Origin of the sequence: Microcoleus sp. MON1_C5 (assembly GCF_036701875.1) — a bacterium.
GTDB lineage: Bacteria > Cyanobacteriota > Cyanobacteriia > Cyanobacteriales > Microcoleaceae > Microcoleus.
This window is the reverse complement of record NZ_JAUBRN010000014.1, coordinates 18,014-35,237: the sequence shown is the minus strand read 5'-3', so window position 1 is coordinate 35,237 and position 17,224 is coordinate 18,014. Positions and strand designations below refer to the sequence as shown.

Genomic DNA, 17,224 nt, shown 5'->3' with positions numbered 1-17,224 from the left:
ATAATGCGACAGTCCAAGATGGAAACCCCTCAAACCATAGGTTTTGTGGCGAAAATCTCAAGTAGGTTAAAACTTATATCTTCTACCATTCTCAACGATCGCGATCTGGGCGGGCTATTCGCCCATCCCACCAGAATATTGAATCATTGTGAAACAGTCATCTTGCCTGTGGTGGAGAAGAGTGCAAAATGTGAGTTAAAACCAACGACAATTGTGAAGCAATCCTATCCAGGGGAGTTTAGCGGTGAGTCGGGGATTAAAACCGCCCGCCCTGGATTGGACAAGTCCAAGGTATTTTGGATGAGAACTATTGCCTGCGGCATTTTGACTTTGGGTTTATTTAGTTGCGCTCAAACTCAGGGCGATCGCCTCTCTCCAGAGGCAGATGCTAAACCCAAGGTAGTTGCTACCAGCACAATTATTGAGGATTTGACCGATCGACTAGCGGGTGGCGAAGTTCAGCTAACAGGAATTTTGCAGCCTGGAACCGATCCTCACGTTTACGAACCGGTGCCAAAAGATTCTCAAGCTTTAGAAAAAGCTAACTTAATTCTGTATAACGGTTACAATTTGGAACCGGGATTAATTAGGATGATGAATGCCGCCGGAATTAAGGCGCGGAAATTAGCAGTGGGGGAAGTTGTCAAGCCTTTGCTACTGAATAAAGAAGGCAATACCGTACCCGATCCGCACGTTTGGGGAAATGTGGAAAATGTAGTTCAAATGGTGGAAGCAATTCGGGATGCGCTAATCGAAGTGTCGCCGGAAGATCGGGAGAAGTTTACGCAGAATGCTGTGAAACTTACTGAAGAGTTAAAACGTTTGGATAGTTGGATCGAACAAGAGATTAAAACTATTCCAGAAAATCAGCGCAAATTAGTCACAAGTCACGATGCTTTTCAATATTACAGCCGCGCCTACGGATTGGGAGATGCTAACAGTTTGATCGGGATTAGTACGGAGGAACAGCCGAGCGCTCAAACGGTGCAAAAGTTAGTAGAATCGGTGAAAGCTGCAGGAGTTCCTGCTATTTTTGCCGAGACTACAATTAACCCGCAACTAATTAAAACAGTGGCGGAGGAAGCGGGGGTGAAATTGGCGGCGCAGCAACTTTATTCGGATTCGATAGGGGCGGCCGGAAGCGAGGGCGATTCTTATGTGAAAATGATGTCGGCTAATACTCGCGCCATCGTCGAAGCTTTGGGGGGGAAATACACGCCGTTTGAAGTTAGCAAGTAGCAAGTAGGGTGCGTCTGAAGAGTTTTATTTTATGTGCGGATAGGGTGACAGCTAACTGATAGCAGTTTCAAACAAGAATGCAACTGTAGGTAAACTCCAAACCCCCATAGTCATCCTTGATTCCAAATCTAAAATCTAAATAAAATCTAAAATGGTATGACGCACCCGACAAGTTTCAGTTTACCTGCTTCGACAAAATTAAATTAAGCACGTTCAACTCGTTGGAACTTAAAAGATATTTATCTGTAAAAATCTTTTCTCTACTTTGCTCTAAACTGTAGCTTCTAAACACGATAAATGGGAAATCTCGATACTTGTGCCCGATCGGCATTACACTATCTACAGGGTAGAGCGATCGCACATAAGCCGACAAAATATCCCGAAACCTCCTGTCTTCCGGTTCTTCCAGTTTACTGTCAGCAAAATACTCCTGCATTTCCTCAGCGCTAACGAAGGCAAATAGCGGTATGGCATAATAGCGATCGAACTGCTGACTCTGCTCTTCAAAATACTGACTTTTCTCGACTTCGCTGTTGAGAAATTGCAATAACTCGATCGCACCGCCTCTAATTGCCGATATTACATTCTCCGGGGACGAATCACTATCCCTAATTAGACGCATTTTGTGCAGCAACTTCTTCTCTAGACATTCCTTAATTTCTCGATGAAGCCGCATCTGGTATGTTTCTACCAAAGTGCGATCGGCTAGAGGTACGATCAACAAACTACCGCAAACATGACCGAGCTCTAAATTATCATAGCTCAGCAAACCATCAAGAGGATTGCACTTTTCCAAAAATTTACGATTAAAGTCATCCCACATTTCCAGGTAAGAATTGCCCCTTTGACCGGACTTGTCAGAATTTGTCAAAACAAACTCCCCGCGACCCAAAAGCTGTTCCAGACTCGTATAAACCTCCTTAAACAACATATTTCCTCGCTGGCTCTCGCTCTTTAATGTCTTAATTAGAGCAGCCATTTTGCTGCTAAATGTATCCCCGACTGCGGAAACCGACTTTCCGCCAATCGGAATCATCAAAAACTTATCCCTACCTAAATAACCGTAGCCCGAAATTCGCGTCATCACCGCAGTCTTCAGAATTAGCAGTAAATTCAACAAACTCAATTTGCTTTCTTGCAGGGAAAGTTCCGCATCCTCAGCGTAATAAACTGCGGTATCAGACAGATAAAAAACCAATTCCTTATCTTCACCATCAAGGGTTTTACCGTTCTCATCTTCTCCGCGTCCCCGATAAATCACCTGTATGACTTCCATCAGATTTTTCTCAATTTGGAAGCGGGGAATATCCACTAAAATATGCTTAGTTTTTGGGAAAGAAAGTCCACGACTTCCCGATGCAGTCATAAAGATTACTTTAGCTGTATTTTTGTATTCCTGTATTTTTTCTTTCTCCTTTTCCGAGATATTCGCGTGAATTTCCAGATAATCGGTAAATTGCTCAAACTTTTCGCGACTATCTTTAATTTTTTCAATTAATTCAGTCAATCTTTGCTTGTTCTGAATGTATACTATAATTTGTTCGACACCGGGGATGGCTAATCGCTGATTGATATCCTCAATTATTTCCCACTGTACCCGCTTGACTAAATTACTCTTCTCTTTTAAAGGTGCATTTTCACTGTATTTAACCGTTTCTACAAATATTTTGTAAGTTATCTCTAAACTGCGGGCAGGGTAGGAATTAGCATTGATTACCGTTGCAGGTAGATTTTTGAATTTAAAAGGAATGACTTGTAAAGGTTCAATTACCTCAGAATTTTTGGGTAATTTTTTAAAGTAGATTTTATCCGGTTCGGGTGACGTGTTATCAAGGTGTTGTTTGATCACATCGGAGTCAACAATCGAAGCATCTGCTACAATAATTTTAGTATTAAAACCGTGTTCCCGCTTGTGCAACTCATGTTTTTTGACAATCTTGGCAATTCCGTCTAAAAACTCAACCCCGCCGTCATCTCCAGTGATTTCATCGATCATAATGAAAATATGTTTGATACGGCTAGAGATTTCTTGCATTTTCCCAGAAATAACTTTTTTTGCTAGTTTATTGTAAGTATCTTGAAAAATTTTATCTAAATGCTCTAGGGTATTTTGGCGGTTCTCTTTCATCTTCACCGATTGAATAGAAACGGTAGCTACGATATTATTAGATACCTGACTATTGAGCAGCGCGTATATACCTTCGCAAATGGTCTTAAGCACTCCATTTCCTTTGGGATTAACGGGTTTGATTACTGTTGCTCCCTTTTTTTTAAGTTCGGATTGATGATACTCCGTCCTCTGAACTTCTGAATCCTGCTTGAGGAAGCGAACAGTTTTTTTTGTGAAATCTTCGCAATAGCTATTCGATGCGTACTGGACGGTACAGTGTCCTGAATTGCTTTTGATGATATCCGCGTTAGTGTTGATACAAAATAATCGCTCATCGCACAGCCAACCAGTATTTTTATCTTTAAATTTTTCGAGGATATCTAAGTTTACTTGCTTGCGGGGACTGACGTATAGGAATAAGAAACCGTCGTCTATATGGGTTTTTAGGAATTTGGCGATCGCAGTTGTTTTCCCAATTCCCGGATTCCCAGTCAAAAAGATATAAGTTTCATCAGATTGAAGCGCTTTGACAATTAATTGAGCGTGAGCATTTCTCAGGTGTAATCCGCGATCTATTTGCAAATCATCTGCCAGTTTATCTGATATAATATCTATGGAAGTAGCAAAATTATCAATCCGTTCTGTATGAAGTATAGGTTCAGTGACATTTTTGCCAATTTCTAACAGAGGATTGACTAATTTTTGGCCGTCTTTGAAACTGCGAGCGGCGTTAAGTTGAATAACATCTAAAACTTCACTGCGGGCGTCGCTAATCTCTTTATTTTTCGCTTCATTCTGGTAAATCTGAGCGCAAGTTGCTAACAACTTAATTTTGTCCTGGCGGAGGGAAATAGCGCTAATATTGCGATCGCCATAACCAACCACATTAAACAAAACCTCAGAATCCCTTGAAATTATAGCTGTTTGTTGCAAAAATCCATAGAAGCTGTGAGCGTAGCTACCCGCCTGAATCAACTTAGCGCTTTCCTTATCCTTATACTTAAAAGCTGTAAAATAGCGTTTTAAATCCTCCGAAAAATCAACACCTAAAGTGCTAGTATCCATCCGTAGATTAGAAAACACACTTTTCGAGCGCAAATAGCTAATTTCTCTCATCAAATATTTTCGTATAACCTCTATTTCATTGATATCCTCCGGTTTTGGAGCTAACATCGGAGAAAACACAGACAAATCAACGCAGAGAATTCTAAAATCATTTCCATACTGTAACAGCATCAGCGTATCAGCCTGCAAAAACTCACCCTTTTTCGAGTAGCGGCGGATGTACGAGTTAATCTCATCACCTGATAAACTAAGTTTGGCAGTTGTCAACTGAGACAATAACTCTTTAAACGCTTCTTTATCACCCTTGTTATAGGTTCTGATACTGTTAGCATCACTAAAACTGCACTGACAATACACAATTTCCAACCGCTGCAAATTCTTCCAGCCAGTAGATTTGACGTACTCCCGGAAAAAATTTAACCCACCCAAAAAGCCTTTTTGGACAAAGAACAAACTCCATTTTTCAACGATTTCAGCATCTAAACTAGCCAGCAGATTGGCTTCTCTGACGATTTCCGCCGTCATCTTTGGCAATTTGAGCCTCTGCAAATCCAGGCGGTAGGAATCACCAAAATTGTGACTTAAATTTTCCCGCTGAATATATGCCAGAATCCCGATATTGAAGCCTACCTCAAATAGCCGTCCCAAATCTTCACCAATCATTATTTTGTACCTCACCGACATTTAATACTTCTCTTACCTTATTCAAAAAAGCCAGCGAGTTAAACTCAGCATTCCCGCCCGGATGACTAAACACAGATAAAGCACCAACGGATTCATCACCTATAATCTGCTCGTAGGGGTCAAGTTTAAAACTCAGATCTTTTTTGCGAGCTTCATAGCGATAAAAGTGAAAAATTGTTAAATAATGTAGCAAAGTATCTTTAATTGCACCGTCGTAAATCAACCCTTGGTGAAGGTCTTGATCGTCCAGAATTCCGTCGTATATATGCAACAGGGTCGAGTAGGAAATCACACCGTTATAAAAGTTTTTCTCCTCCTTTACCTTAAGTCCGTTAAACAAGTTAAAAAACATCACAGCTTGTTTACTGGTATCTGCAAACAAGCTCGAAAGCTCCATAGCATCCTGAATGTAAAAAGGTTTTCCCTTATCGCCTAGGAAACTGCGGACATAGTATTTATCAAAAAACATCGGATAAATTTTGATATCTCGTCGCTCTCCCTTCAAAGTTCGGAGCAATTTTTTTGACATAAAAGACAATTCCTCGTCTTCCTCAGTCTTTGTAATATGCAGCGTACTCATGTAAGGTGCTTGCGAAATATATGCGAAATTCCGATACCCTTGCTGATAAAGTTGACTCATTGCATCTTCAAGGATTAACGGCTCAGTATAAAGGCGGCTGACACTGTAATTCTCTGAAAAAGTTTTCAGCACCTTGACTTCAATTGCATCGTCTTCGAGGCGATTAATCCCGATAGCTTCTCCGATTAAACTAGCTGTTCTTTGGAAGCGGTTTTTATTAGTTTTTTTAGCATCACTGTCGCGACTGGAAACAACAATGATTGCTAAATTATCCAACTCTGGAGATAACTGCACATTGCTAAATTTAAACTTTTTCGGCAGAATTGAATACATTGAACTCAAACCGTTATGAACTTTGTAACTATTTGGATCTTCTTTAATACGAAATCCCTGAGAATTTGAGCGTTGTTTTTCACTCAAAATGTGAGATAATGTTTTGGAAAGGTTAGCCATAAATTTTTCAGACGGCGAAGGGTGTTTTTCGTCACCTTCATGGAGCCTCACCATCGGAATAAATAAGTTTTTTGCAGTATTTTCGAGTAAAACTCTCAGGCAGATATAAGACAGCAGCAACATCGTAAATTTATACACAAAAGCCGCCGCAGGTGGTAAACCTTTATCCCCGCTGTCTAGTCGTCTGTCGTCATAAGGAAACAAAACTAATTTTGTTAAAAAATGCTGGCTGTATATTTTTCTCGAACGATCGGCTTTAGGTGCTGAAAGCATCGGCAAAATATCGACACCTTTGATATTGTATTCCATGCTGAAATTTTGGCGTTCCTCAGTAGGAAAATAGCGGACATCTTCGATAGTAATATTTATCGGTAGCTGACAGATGGCTGTTTCATCAACATTAGGCTGTTCGACGACAATATAATGAAGTGTCTGCTTGTAATTTCGATCCAGAACTTCATTAAAAAATTTACCAGTGTTCAAAATATTGTCAATGTCTTCTACCAGACCTATTTTAAGGTTTACGTGTCGCGTTTCTGTGCGGCTTGGCAAAAGTGTCTGGCGTTCCAGAAAGCCTTTCAGCATTCTTTTAAGATGGTTAATTTTATATTTAACATTAACCTCCTTAAACCTGGTGAGAAAATTTCGGAAAAGTCTTTTTTTGATTTCGTCATGATCGCGATTTAATACATTTGTCATTAGTTGCTCAAAAGCCGGAATAGGATTAAATTCAAGCTCCAATTCGGGGTTGTAATTTGGCGAGCCTGGAGTGTGGGGAGATGCAAACACACAGTGATACAAAAATGCTATTTTTAACACTTTGCGGACGAAGGTTTCGGTATTAGCATCTTCGGTAAGTTCTGCTTTGTGTTCTTCACTATCTGGATTTAGCAGATTCAGATGATATTCAAATACGTCCTTTCCACCGCGCGCTTGAACTGGGTTGTCCAATTTTAGTTTGAGACCAAAGATAAATTTACGTTCGTTCCGATGATTGTCCGTGCTTTCTCCCAAGTAACCTTCTACAAGGGGAATAATGGGCAGCGCATCTAAAAATTCCGACCGCGCAAAGATCTCTCTGTAATTAACTCGAACACCAGCATAATTTGCCGCGTAATAGCCATCGGATTTATTTGGGTCGTTGATGTAATTTTCTATCAATCTGAGACGACGAATCAAATCTTTTAAATAGATGATTCCTACAGTATCTGTGCTGCTAGCGCTGATGTGTTCTAGCAGATACTCCAAATAAGTAATCTTAGCTTCTTTGTTAATTTTTCCTAGGGTTTCTTTGTCTACCAGTCGGATCAATTTATGAAAATCCGAGTATTCATTATTAACCATCTCATCAAGACGATGGTTAAGTTCTTGCCTATCGTCGCTATTCTCGGCATTTTCCCTAATGTAGTTTTCTAAACCCTCCTTTAGCTGTTGTTGAAAAATATCGGTATTTCGCACAGCAATAGTCAATTTATGCAGTTTTAAAGTCCCAGGACTCCCAGAGACCCGGCGTTCCAAAGTTAGCTTTTCTTTTTCTAAAGAAGTGTGGCGAGTGCCAAAATCGTATTTGAGACCTAACTTTTTGCCGTCTCCCTGAAAAGAGGATGAATCTAAAGGAGTAATTAAGCTAGAAACAAACTTTTCAATAGAAGTATTTTGTGGCACTAATTTAGATGCTAAGTGTTGCCGCAAACACTCTTTAATCTGCATGACTCGATCGCCAAAATGCTCCTCAACTTCCGGTGGGAAATTAACAGTAGCAGCATCTGCTTGACGTTCAAAGGAACCCAAGGGTGTCCGCACTTCTAATTTTGCAACATCAGCAGCAATGGCATCAATATCGACGATCAGACGGCGGCGGTCATCTGATATATTAAACGGAGTTTTCCCCTGCAAAACCTCTAAAATATTGGTCAGCAAATCGCCATAGTCCACAGGAACTAAATCGCTGTCATCCAATCTTAAGATGTTCACCCTGTTAACCCCTTCAAAAAGCTTGAATCCACTCTTTCACGTCGTACTCAGTCCAAACCCCATTTACCCAATAAGGATCGGCTTCCACCAATTGTCGCACCTGCGCCTCATCTTCAGCTTCGTAAATTGCAAAAACTTTTGTTAAATCTTTCGTTGGCCCGATCGTACTTAACACACCCGATTCTTTTTGTTGGGCAAGTCCGGCCAAATGAGCGTCCCGAAACGGAGCGCGTTTTTCGATAACGTCTTCGCAGTAACTTCCCCACATCACATATTTTGTCACGGTTTTGAGCCTTAGATGAATTTGTTTAAAAGTTATTGTACAATAAGAGTAAGAGGATTTAACGAAAGTTGTAAGAATAAGATTAATTAACCGCAGAGGGCGCTGAGGGCGCTGAGGAAGAGGGGAAAGAGAGATGTTTGTTAGATAGGAGAAGATTGCTATGACTTTATTAGACATTCGTTTGTTGACGGTTCAAGAATATCACCGGATGGCAGAAATTGGGATTCTTGACGCAGATGAACGAGTAGAATTACTAGCAGGACAGATAGTAAAGATTGCTGCCAAAAGTCCGCCACACTGTGCGGCGATTGCGCGCACGAAGATATTACTGGATAACCGTTTAGGAGAGCAGATTTTTGTGCGGCTGCAAGACCCGGTTCGGCTCAATAATTACTCTGAACCCGAACCAGGTATTTCTGTAGTCATACCCGATCCACTTTATTATGAAGACCACCATCCAACTCCCTCAGAAATTTATCTGATTATTGAAGTTGCGGATACTACGCTGAGAACGGATTGCGGGATTAAAGCGAAAATTTATGCTGAGTCGGGAATTACTGATTATTGGGTTTTGGATGTGAATAATCGGCAACTCCACGTTTTTCGAGAACCGAGTCAGGATGGTTATCAAAGTCGGGTGATTCTTGCGGATGGTGATAGTATTTCTCTTTTGCGGTTTCCTGATTGTTCTTTTTTTGTGCGGGAGATGTTGCGGCCGTTAAGTTATTAACTTGTTCAACAAATTTAGGACTCGCTTGGCCGCAGAAACCGGGTTTCTTTGTTAATAGTTGGTTGATGGCGGTACATCTTGGAAGAAACCCGGTTTCTCAGTCTTTGCGTGTAAGTCGAGAGAGGGCGAGCACTTTTAGCACCCCCCCTACAATTAGCTTCTTAGGCTGACACCGAATTTTTCAACTAAAACATCACGAACTTTTTGCTGCGCCGGTTCGACATCAGTTTCGCTTAATGTTCGATCGCCCGCGCGGTAAATTAACCGAAAAGCCAAACTCCGCTGTCCCGCCGGCACGTTGTCGCCTCGATATTCGTCGAACAGTTCCACCGAATCCAGCAAACTACCCGCCGCCTTTTTCATCGCACTCTGCATCTCTACAACCGGAACTTCCACCGGTGCGAAAAATGCAATGTCTCTGTCAGAAGCGGGGAAACTCGAATAACCAGCGAATTTGCGAGTTAAGTCGTTCGATCGCCCTAATTGACTTAACAGCACCGCTAAATCTAATTGAAACACGTAAACCTGCTCAGGCAAATCCTTTTGTTGCTGCAATTGCGGGTGCAACTGTCCAAAAACTCCTAAATGTTTTCCGTTTAACGATAACGCAGCCGTGCGGCCCGGATGCAAGCGTGTATTGGAGGAATCGCTTTGATATTCCACTGACAAACCCAACTCCTGAAACGCGCTTTCCAAAACCCCCTTGGCTTCAAACCAAGTCAAAGGTCGATCGCGCCCTCCCTGCTGCCATTTCCACACAGTCGGATCGCCGCCGATAATCCCCGCCACTGCATCGGCTTCCTTCATTGCATCCCCATCTTTCCAGAAAATGCGGCCGACTTCAAAACCGTTTAGTGCGCCATTTCCCTGTTCCAAATTGTACCCAAAAGCATCAATCAAACCCGACAGCATTTCTGTCCGCAAAGCCGAATACTCCACAAATAGCGGATTCGCCAGCACCACCTGATTTTCTCCCTCAGTTTTCACCAAAGAATAGTGCATCAGTTCCGTCAAACCGGCCGCCCGAAAAGCCGATCGCACATTCCGAATTGCGGCATATTCCGGTGACAAATAACCGGGTTCCGTTTTGCTGGGCAAAGTATCGCAGAAATTGTCATAACCGTGGAGTCTGGCAACTTCTTCAATTAAATCAATTTCCCTTTCTAAATCCCGGTAGCGGTAAGGCGGCACAGTCACATTCCAAACCCGCTCTTTTTCCGTCGGAACAACTTCGCATCCCAAGGCTGTGAGAATATTTTTTACCTCTTCAGGTTCCAGATATTTAGAACCGCCCGTTTCTCCTCTTTTCAACTGCCCCAAAACCAGATTTACTCGGTCGAGACGCAATTCGAGCGATCGCGAAAAACTCAAATCCTCCCCCGAACTCGCCGTTTTCTGCACCGTCGCAGTGCCTCCAGCCAACTCCAAAATTAGGGCGACAGCGCGGTTGCAAGCCGTCGCCAAGGCCGCCTGATTCACCCCCCGTTCGTAGCGGATCGATGCCTCGCTACGCAGCCCTTGAGCGCGCGCAGAACGGCGAATCGTTGCCTGGTCAAAAATCGCCGCTTCCAAGACTAAATTTTGCGTTCCTTCGTGAACTTCCGTGTCTTCGCCGCCCATTACCCCAGCCAAAGCTACAGGTTTGTCGCTAGCAGTAATTAACAGATTTTGAGCTTGCAAATTGCGGTTTTGTCCGTCCAAAGTTTTGAAGGATTCGCCTGTTTTGGCAAAGCGGACGCCGATGCTGATATCTTGAGTACCGGTGAAAGATTGCAGGCGATCGCGATCGAAAGCGTGCAGCGGTTGTCCCCATTCCAATAAAATGTAATTAGTTACGTCCACCACATTATTAATCGGCCGAACTCCCGCCGCCTGCAACCGCTGCTGCAACCAAGCTGGAGAAGCACCAATTTTCACACCTTCAATTGCCGTGCCGATGTAAATCGGGCAGCCTTGCGGTTCTGATATTTCTACTGCCAAACCAGGACTTTCTTTGCCCTCAATCGCAACACCATTCGCTTCGGGAATTCTCAAACTTGCCCCAGTCAGCGCCGCCACTTCCCGCGCCACGCCCACCATGCTCAAAGCGTCTGCACGGTTGGCAGTTGCTGTCAAGTCTAAAATCACGTCATCTAAACCCAAAAGCGGGCGAATATCGCTGCCCAATTCGGGATTTTCTAACTCGAAAATGTGAATGCCGGCTGACTCTTTAGATAGTCCCAATTCTGCCAGAGAGCAAATCATTCCTTCGGAAGGAACGCCGCGCAATTTAGCTGGTTTAATCTTTAAATCAATAGTCGATAAATAAGTGCCGACAACAGCGACAGGCACGTAAATGTCTGCCCTAGCGTTCGGTGCGCCGCAAACAATATTTAAAGCTTCTGATGAACCCACATCCACTTGACAAACTCTCAATTTGTCTGCATTCGGATGCTGTTCGCAGGCAATGATTTTGCCCAAAACTACGCCGCTTGCCCAGGGGCGGCGGTCTTCAATTTCTTCCACTTCAAACCCAGCCATTGTCAGGGTTTCGGCTAATTCTTCCGGGGATATCGCCACATCCACTAATTCCCGGAGCCACTTTAGAGATATACGCATAATTTAGTCAGTAGTTAGTGGTCAGTGCTCGGTAGTTATTAGTCAAAAGTCGGCGCCGACAGGCTACGACTTTTGAGTCCCAGAATTTATTCGGGAAAGCTTTTAATAGCATACTAATTCAATTCTGTCAATACTCTTATGGTACACATCAGCAAAAAGGAGGAATATGCCCAAAGGTCGATGTCTACTGGGGGATGAGTAGCATTCTCCTTCAGAGAATGAGGTATGCTAGAGACATCTAAAAACGTAAAAAGCATCTAAGTTTAGAAAGACTTTACACAAAAAAGGACAACTTTAGCAAGTCTTTAAACTATCTTCAAGGATAATCAACCGAAAAAACTCAGACCAGCGAGATAATCAAAATAGGGAAAAGATATCGGCATAAAAGACTTAGGTGCAATTCCAATTCGCCATCGAAGGCACGGCCAGCCGACAACTGATAGATTAGTATTTCTACCAGAAGCAGGAACAGGCAATTTGTGCAGTCGAGCGACGCTGACAAGATCAGAACAACATAGGCAAACTCAATCAATATGAGCTACTGCGTAAATCCGGGCTGTCCCCATCCTCAAAACCCTGCTGACTCTATTCTCCAGTGTCAGACGTGCGGTGCGCGGTTATTGCTGCGCGCTCGCTACCGAGTCATTGAACCGTTAGGCCAAGGAGGTTTTGGAGCTACATTTCTGGCAAAAGACATCTCATTGCCAGGTCAACCGAGTTGTGTAGTCAAGCAACTGCGACCCAGTAGTTCGTCGCCGCGAGTTTTAGAAATGGCGCGGGAATTATTCAAGCGAGAGGCAAAAACCCTCGGCCAACTGGGCGACCACCCGCAAGTACCGAGGCTGCTAGACTATTTTGAAACGGAACAGCAATTTTACTTAGTTCAAGAGTATGTTAAAGGCTCGACTTTGAAACAAGAAGTCAAGCACTCAGGCCGTTTCAACGAATCCGACGTTAAAAATTTTCTATTAGAAATTCTGCCAGTAGTGCAATACATCCACAGCCAGGGAGTAATTCACCGAGACATCAAACCCGCAAATATTATTCGCCGAGTTCAAGACGGCCACTTAGTTCTGATTGACTTCGGAGCGGTAAAAGACCAAGTTAGCCAAACAATATTATTAGACCCCGCCGACCAAAGCGCCAACACGAAATTTTCAGTCGGCACATTTAGTTTTGCCCCCCCGGAACAAATGGCGCTGCGGCCGATATTTGCCAGCGACATCTATGCGGTGGGCATGACTTGCTTGTACTTGCTGACAGCAAAATCGCCCAAGGATTTAGATTTTGATGGAGTAACCGGCGAAATTGTTTGGCAGCCCCACGTTCAGGTGAGTCCAAATTTTGCGCGGATTCTCGAAAAAATGCTCAAGCCGATGGTTGGGCACCGCTTCCAATCGGCAGCAGATGTCCTCAGAGCTCTCTCGGGCCAATTTGAAGACCCAAGTCTTGTCGATGGCTTGGCAACTCAATTCAACGGCTCTTCTCGTACTGTTGAAGAACCGACAATATTTAATGACGAGGGTTCTTCGTGGTCACCGCCTCAGAGCAAAATCAATCAAGATTTACGATCGAATCAAAGCCGCATTGGTAGAACTTCCTTCACGCAATCCGGGAACACGGGGATGCAGCCGAGAGTTTCCCGAAGTCTGGCTGAGTCCGGCAGAACTTTCGGAACCGTTGGACCTTCTAGCGACAATTTAGCAGCGTCAAAGGTATCGAAAGTTGCTCCTAAGTGGGACACCAACAGCGTGCGAGCAGCATATTTTAAAGGCAAGCGCGATTTTGCTGACTGCGAACTGTCTGGCCTGCAACTGCAAAAAGCCCAGTTAGCGGGGGGGAATTTTTATCAGGCTAGGTTGGTGAAGACAAATTTGCAAGCAGCGGATTTGTCGGGGGCAAATTTGGGTCACGCGAGGTTAATTCAGGCGAATTTGCGAGATGCTAACTTGACTGAGGCTTATTGCAGCACTGCCAATTTTGAAGGCGCGGATTTCCGAGGTGCTGACTTGACGGGGGCTTATTTGACTAAGGCGAATTTGCGGGGAGCAAATTTGTGCGGGGCGAATCTTACGAACGCTACAGTTTCTGAGGAACAACTGGCAATGGCAAAGACCAATTGGCTTACTGTTAAGCCGGATGGCAAGCGGAGTTTTGGATTTTAAGAAGTCATGGGGCATGGGGCATGGGGCATGGGGCATGGGGCATGGGGCATGGGGCATGGGGAGTTGTTAGCTGCTACTAATCACCAATCACAACAGTCAACAGTCAACAGTCAACAGTCAACAGTCAACAGTCAACAGTCAACAGTCAACAGTCAACTCCCCACTCCCCCAGTCAGGTGAGTCGTCAGGAGGAAGTTCGATCGCCCCAATGCCGCCTAAATTAAAAACTAGGAATGGAGGATTCGATCGCACTCAACATGAAACTGCTCAACCCCCGCACTCGAATGCTTCTGTACACCGGCATCCTGGCCCTGGCCTACTTTGTTACCGGAAAACTCGCAGTGTCGATGCTGGGACTGGTGAAAGCCGAACCCTCCCCCGTGTGGCCGCCCGCCGGTATTGCTCTAGCGGCACTGCTACTGCAAGGACGACGGATGTGGCCGGGAATTGTCCTCGGTTCGGTGCTGTTAAACTCTACCGGCGGTATACCGTCGGCTGTCATTGTCACATCAGCCTTTAGCGTCACCCTGCAAGCGCTGGCTGGAGAGGCTTTGCTGAGAGAGAGCGGATTTTCTACCAAACTCGATCGATTGCGAGATGTTCTGGCTTTAGTGGCGGGCGCTGTCATCGGGTCTACTTTGGTCGGTTCTACCCTCGGCAACTTGGGAACGTGCATTTTTGGTTGGGCTCAGTGGAGCAATTTCTCTCGCAACTGGTGGACTACGTGGCTCGGAGACGGCATGGGAATTTTGCTCGTGACGCCAGTGCTGCTGACTTTAAACCACGCCGTTAATAGTTTTAAATTTCCATTAAACTCCCCCATTATTTCAAGTTTTATCGCACTTTTTAAAAGACAAAATAATCAATTATCAATTACTAATTTTCCAGTAAGAATTTCTAATCGCAAACACACCTTTACTGCAACTGAAAACCGTTATAATCTTATATTTTTAATTATTAATTATTCAGAAATAACGCTCTGGCTGACTCTGTTGCTGAGCGTTAGCTGGTTGTTTTTTTGCTCGAAAACACAGGCGGCGATCGCTCAGTATCCGCTGGAGTATCTGCCTTTTCCTCTGATAGTTTGGGCCGCCCTGCGGTTTCAACCGCCGGGAGCGATTTTTGCTTATTCGATCGTGTCTTACATCGCGATTTTGGGAGCAGTCCAGGGAGGCGGCCCGTTTTTCGCCAAAAGCGATAATCTCAAACAAGCGGTGTTATTTTTACAAGCTTTTACCGGTACGATCGCCCTTGTGGCTCTGATGTTGGCGGCCGCCGTAGCAGAACGCCAGCAAGCGCTTTTTGAGGTGCGCCGCACGGCGGCGGCGCTGCGATCGCGCGAAGCTAGTCTGGCGAACGCTCAGCGCATCGCTCAGTTGGGCAATTGGGATTTAAATTGCACCGCCGTCGCAGCAACTGAGAACTTTCAGGAATCGTCAGAACACTGTACACCCAACAGCGAATTGCGGTGGTCGGACGAACTTTACCGCCTCTTGGGTTTTGCTCCGGGAACTGTCAAACCGACACCAGAAGTTTTTTTGCAGGCCGTACATCCAGAAGACCGAGAATTGGTGGCGCGATCGCAGCGCCAAGCTATGTTTGAGCACAAACCTTATTGCATTAACTACCGAATTGTGCTGGCAGACGGCTCCGAACGCACTGTCTGCGAACAGTCGGCCATTCAGTCAGGGGCGATCGCCGCCACAGTCCAAGACGTTACCGAACGCCACCGCGCGGAAACCGCTTTGCGGGCGTCCTCCGATCGCGATCGCTTGCTCTCAGAAATCGCCCTGCGAATTCGCAACTCCCTCGACCTCGAAGAAATTCTCAACACTACTGTTGCCGAAGTCCGGCAATTTTTCAAGGCAGACCGCGCTTTCATCGGTATTGTTGACGCGCACGGGGTACATCTTCCTAGCCCGGTGTACGGTAAGGTTGTGGCTGAGTCTGTGGGAAGCCAATGCCGTTCTATTCTCGGGTGGGTGCTCGCTGATGAGAATCAGCTCGAAAACTTGAGAACGTTTTATGCCACCAACCGTGTCCGATCTATCTCCGATACTGCTAGCGTTCAACTCAGCAGTGCAGTTGCCCAAATATACAGCGACTATCAAATTAGAGCGACGTTAAATGTGCCGATCGTCCTGGGGGATGAATTGTTCGGGATCTTGGCCGTCAACCAGTGCTCCGGGTCCCGCCAGTGGCAGGAATTTGAAATTGATTTGTTAGAAAAACTCGCTACCCAAGTGGCGATCGCTCTCCAGCAAGCCCAACTTTTGCAGCAGGTAAAAGCTCTCAATGCCAACTTGGAATCTCAAGTGGAGGAACGCACCCGCCAACTACAGCAAAAAATGCACGAACTGCAAGAAAGCAACCGCCTCAAAGACCTATTTTTGCACGCAGTTTCTCACAATCTCCGCACTCCAGTTATGGGAATGTTAATACTGCTGAAAAATTTGCTAAACAAATCGGCCTCTGATTCTCTACAAGATGTTCCGGTTTCTCGATCGATTTTGGAGCGGATCGTTCAAGCCAGCGAACACCAATTGACTATGGTTAATGCCCTGCTCGACGCTCACGCTAGCGAGGTCAAAGGTATTGTTCTCAATACTGTACCGCTGCACTTAAAGTCTTTAACTTCAGAAATTGTTGGCGATTTAGAACCGATACTGGCCAAAAACCAAGCAACTTTGACTCAGGAAATACCGACGGATTTGCCGAGAGTCTATGGCGACAGCAAACACTTGCAGCGAGTGTTGGAAAATCTGTTGACTAATGCTATCAAACACAATCATCCGGGAGTCAATATCGCTTTTAAAGCCGAAGTAATAGAAGTTGAAAAAACGCTAAGTTTTGAAGGAAATTCACAGGTTTTAACATCTCAAAATACTCAGCTCGCCGGTTGTATCGCTAACCGGATATCTTCTGGGGGCGATCGTCCTAGGATAGGCGAGACCACCCAGAAAAATCAGGAAACCCTGGCCAAATTTAACCTCGACGGCAGTGGCAAAATGCCTCGCTATCAGGGGCAAATTGGCAATCTCGGCAGCAAATTGCCCGGAGTCACCGTAAAAATGGTTCGCTGTACTGTAACAGATAATGGAGTGGGAATCAGCGCCAAACAGCGGGAATCTCTATTTGAACTTTACGTTCACGACCCTAATAGCCGACAATTAACAGGGCTGGGTTTGGGCTTGTACCTGTCCAAGCAAATTATCAAAGCTCACGGCGGCGAAATCGGCGTCGAAAGCACTCCCGGAGGTGGATCGAGTTTCTGGTTTTCGCTACCTGCTGTCAACTCGGACGATCGCTCTTTGCCAGTCTAAAATCTAAAATCTAAAATGGT

General features: G+C 44.7%; 8 protein-coding genes. 4 read left to right on the top strand and 4 right to left on the bottom strand.

All coding sequences use genetic code 11. From position 1 onward, the window contains the following. Positions 1-18 precede the first annotated feature (18 nt). Complete coding sequence (locus tag QUA71_RS09540; protein ID WP_445243772.1) at positions 19-1,239, top strand: metal ABC transporter substrate-binding protein; 1,221 nt, start codon at positions 19-21, stop codon at positions 1,237-1,239. Between the two features lie 175 nt (positions 1,240-1,414). On the opposite strand, the gene QUA71_RS09535 is transcribed toward QUA71_RS09540, so the two are convergent. From QUA71_RS09535 to QUA71_RS09525, 3 genes are read right to left on the bottom strand one after another with little or no spacing between them, the layout of a single operon-like run. Further along, positions 1,415-5,077 carry a helicase-related protein gene (locus tag QUA71_RS09535; RefSeq protein ID WP_333284352.1) on the bottom strand — a complete coding sequence of 1,221 codons (3,663 nt, stop codon included), beginning with the start codon at positions 5,075-5,077 and terminating at the stop codon, positions 1,415-1,417. Further along, complete coding sequence (locus QUA71_RS09530) at positions 5,067-8,105, bottom strand: hypothetical protein (protein WP_333284351.1); 3,039 nt, start codon at positions 8,103-8,105, stop codon at positions 5,067-5,069. Before QUA71_RS09530 ends, QUA71_RS09535 begins: the two co-directional genes overlap by 11 nt. A 13-nt stretch (positions 8,106-8,118) precedes the next feature. Beyond that, positions 8,119-8,388 (bottom strand): YciI family protein, encoded by a 270-nt coding sequence (locus QUA71_RS09525; protein WP_333284349.1) that lies wholly within the window; start codon positions 8,386-8,388, stop codon positions 8,119-8,121. A 160-nt stretch (positions 8,389-8,548) separates the two neighbouring features. Here QUA71_RS09525 and QUA71_RS09520 point away from each other — a divergent pair, with 160 nt between their 5' ends. After that, positions 8,549-9,118 carry a Uma2 family endonuclease gene (locus QUA71_RS09520; RefSeq protein ID WP_333284347.1) on the top strand — a complete coding sequence of 190 codons (570 nt, stop codon included), beginning with the start codon at positions 8,549-8,551 and terminating at the stop codon, positions 9,116-9,118. Between the two features lie 153 nt (positions 9,119-9,271). Here QUA71_RS09520 and pheT read toward each other — a convergent pair whose 3' ends face one another. Next, positions 9,272-11,716, bottom strand: a complete 2,445-nt coding sequence (gene pheT / locus QUA71_RS09515; RefSeq protein ID WP_333284345.1) for a phenylalanine--tRNA ligase subunit beta — start codon at positions 11,714-11,716, stop codon at positions 9,272-9,274. Positions 11,717-12,249: 533 nt separating this feature from the next. Between pheT and QUA71_RS09510 the strand changes: the two genes are divergently transcribed. Together QUA71_RS09510 and QUA71_RS09505 are read left to right on the top strand one after the other, a co-directional pair. Beyond that, positions 12,250-13,881, top strand: coding sequence for a serine/threonine-protein kinase (locus tag QUA71_RS09510; protein ID WP_333284344.1), 1,632 nt, complete (start codon positions 12,250-12,252; stop codon positions 13,879-13,881). Positions 13,882-14,114: 233 nt separating this feature from the next. After that, a complete protein-coding gene (locus QUA71_RS09505; protein WP_333284342.1) occupies positions 14,115-17,204 on the top strand; it encodes an MASE1 domain-containing protein in 3,090 nt (1,029 codons plus the stop codon). The last annotated feature ends 20 nt before the right edge of the window (positions 17,205-17,224 follow it).